This window comes from Roseomonas sp. E05, assembly GCF_030063475.1.
Lineage (GTDB): Bacteria > Pseudomonadota > Alphaproteobacteria > Acetobacterales > Acetobacteraceae > Pseudoroseomonas.
The window spans coordinates 1-2,958 of record NZ_JASIRT010000077.1 but is presented as its reverse complement, the minus strand read 5'-3'; the positions used below and the strand labels follow the sequence as shown (position 1 = coordinate 2,958).

The window sequence follows — 2,958 nt, the reverse complement described above, 5'->3', positions numbered from 1 at the left end:
CGGGGCCGTCCGCGCCGCCGGCCCGCCAAGCTGCACGCCGACAAAGGCCATGATCACCGCCGCTGCCGCCAGGAGGGCCGGGCGCGCGGCATCGTCCCACGGATCGCCCGGCGCGGCATTCCTGTCGGCAGCGGCGGTGATCATAAGCCTTGTCGGCGTGCAGCTTGCGCGGCCTGCGACGGGGCCGGCCAGGGCCGCCAATCCGGACACGCGGCACAGCATCCAGCGTGGCGGCCAACATGCGGCTGTCGTGCCGGTTGGCGCCGCTGAGTGTCAGGCCAAGCGGCGTTCCGCGAGCGTCCATGACAAGGTGGCGCTTGGTACCGGGCTTGCGCGGTCCGTCGGGTTCGAGCCGATCTCCGCACCCCCCTTTTGGCGCCAATGCTGGCGCTGTCGAGCGCGGCCCGTGACCAGTCGATGGCCTCTGCCGCCTGAAGGCGCTCCAGCAGCACCCGGTGCAGGCGGCTCCACACGCCGGCTGCCTGCCAGTCCCGCAACCGGCGCCAACACGTCATGCCGGACCCGCAGCCCATCTCCACCGGCAGCCGTTCCCAGGCTGTCCCGGTGGTGAGCACGAACACGAGGCCGGTCAGGGCAGCTCGCTCCGGCAGCCGAGGGCGCCCGCCCTGCGGCTTGGGCCGCTCAGGCGGCAGCAGCGGCTCGACCGCCGCCCCGAGATCATCGGGAACAAGGGGCTTCGCCATACCCCAACAACGCCGCTCAACAGGTTTCGTTAGGTGCTTTTAGGCTCGCCCGATGCGGCCCTGCCAGGGGCAGCAGCTGCGGCTCGAGAATTGGCCAAGGCTCATCCAAAAGCCGAAGTTTAACCATATCCTTCAGATTGGCAGAACTCCATTGGCTTTCAGGCCTTGAAAGGCAAGTTAACCACTGCGAACGCGTACATCCTGCCCGCCGGTCGAGCTGCCGTAGCAGAGCCTTCCGCTGGGCCGCACGGCGCCAAATCCTCCAGCGCCGAAGGTTCCCTCACCATCACTGCAGGCTGCATCCTTGCCGATCTGCCGGGAGCGAGGCACCGCTAGGGGGGAGTGGTTAGGAATCTTGAACCCTTCGATGACAGAATCCGGGCGGCATTACGCCGTTCTGCAGGAGATGAAGCCCGCCATGATCCAACGCGCCAGCTTGATGGCCATTGCTTCCAGCTTGCGGGATGCCTACTCGCCTCTGGAGGCAAATTTCACTGCGACAGGGCGGCAACTGGAGCGTGCAACGAGCGCGCTAGGTGGACTGGGCTGCTGCTTTGAAGCGCTGGAGGAACAGCTTCGCGGCCCGCAGCTTGCTGAGGTCATGGGCCGGTTTGAGCAGGCCGCTGGACAGGTCTGCGGCATTGCGGCAGTCCTGCGATCAGAACGCAACATGCTCGAAAGGATGCATCGCCAGCTTGCGGCTATCGCAGGCGCCCTGAACCAACTCAGCGGCACGGTGCGGGCAGTGGGCATGCTCACCGCCTCAGCGAAAGTCTGCGCCTCCGCCCTTCACGAGACGCGTGAGGATTTCGTTACCTTCACCGACGAGATCGTGCGCCTGTTCGAGCTTTCCCGTAGCAGCTTGGGTGAGTTCCAACAGGCGGCGACGCGGCTACTGGAGAGCGTCCGGTCTGGCCTCACTCAGCAGGACAGCTTCGCGCGCCAGCAAGCCGAAGCGCTGCAGAGCATTCCCATCTGGCTGGCTGAGAGCACAGCTGCGGTCGAGCGGCGGTTGCACGCCGGGGCCGATACTTCCACCGAGGTCCGTGCGCGCTCGGCCGCCATTGCCCGGCAGGTGGCGGAGTCGATCGTGGCGCTACAAATTGCGGATAGCACGCGCCAGCGCGTGGAGCATGTGGAGGCGGCACTGGTCGTGCTCATCAGCCACGATGCTCCTAAGGAGGCATCGGAACAGGCACTTGTGCTGGCACATGTCTGCCATCTTCAGGCGGCTCAGTTGCTCAGCGCGGCGGAAGATCATGCGGCGCAGGTGCAACGCGTTGATGCTGCTTTAAATGCTATGGCGCAGGACGCACGGCACATCTGCGCCGTGGGTAGTGAGGCCTATGGCGCAGGGGCGCGGCGTGACAGCTTTCTTGGGCCTCTGGAGGAGAACGTTCGTCAGGCTTTGACGCTGCTTCGGGACTTTCGGGCAGCGCAGGCTACCGTGGACGGAATGGTGCGGGGCATCGCCATAGCCGTGGCGCAACTGGCAGGCCATATCAAGACGGTAGGGGAGGTTGAAACCGATCTGCGACTCATGAGCCTGAATATGACGCTCAAGTCTGGCCGGTTGCACGATGCCGGCCGTACCTTGCTCACCATCGCGAGGGAACTCCGTACCTGCGCCGATCAGACTACGCAGATCGTGGCGCTGCTTACACAGGAACTGACCAGCATCACGGAGCTGGCACAGGACCGCGCCGCGCGCCAGCCAACCCACGAGGAAGCGGCACTTGAGCACCTTGACGGCCTGATGTCGGGTGCCATGGAGAAGCTTCAGGCTGTGAGGCTTCAGATCACTCATGCCCTGGCGACGCTGGAAGCAGAAGGTGGCGAGGCCGCGGCTGCTTTGCGAGCCGCGGCAGCCAATTTGGTCGTTGCTGACGTACCTGCCATGTTGCGGATGGCTGCGGAGAAACTCATCACGCTGGCTGGCGCCCCCCCTCCGGATGAAGCGGCTCTTGCTACCGTCCGGCACCTGATGCCAGCAGGAGCTAATTACACGATGGCAAGCGAACGCCAGGTACAGGCGCGGCTGAGTGGCAGTGATGGCCCAGTGGCAAGCGCGGCAGAGGATATTCTCGAAGATATCCTGTTCTGAACATCGCCTTTCGCAGCCGCTGTCTGGTCGTGGGACATTGTTGGGAGCCGGTCGGGCGGGCTATCGTAGAGTACGCCTACCGCTTCGCGCGCCTGAAGGGCACCGTGCCGGGAGGAAGCTGAGGCATGCTCCAGATCCACCCCAATGCCC

General features: G+C 65.0%; 1 protein-coding gene and 2 pseudogenes. 2 read left to right on the top strand and 1 reads right to left on the bottom strand.

What is annotated here, in order from left to right; genetic code table 11:
• Window positions 1-135, top strand: a pseudogene (locus tag QMO56_RS26655) (IS5/IS1182 family transposase); the annotation flags it as partial.
• Here QMO56_RS26655 and QMO56_RS26650 read toward each other — a convergent pair.
• A pseudogene (locus tag QMO56_RS26650) lies at window positions 77-704 on the bottom strand (IS5 family transposase); the annotation flags it as partial. The pseudogenes QMO56_RS26655 and QMO56_RS26650 overlap by 59 nt on opposite strands.
• 418 nt (window positions 705-1,122) lie before the next feature.
• On the opposite strand from QMO56_RS26650, the gene QMO56_RS26645 reads away from it, so the two are divergent.
• A complete protein-coding gene (locus QMO56_RS26645) occupies window positions 1,123-2,808 on the top strand; it encodes a hypothetical protein (protein WP_283530659.1) in 1,686 nt (561 codons plus the stop codon).
• Window positions 2,809-2,958 lie beyond the last annotated feature (150 nt).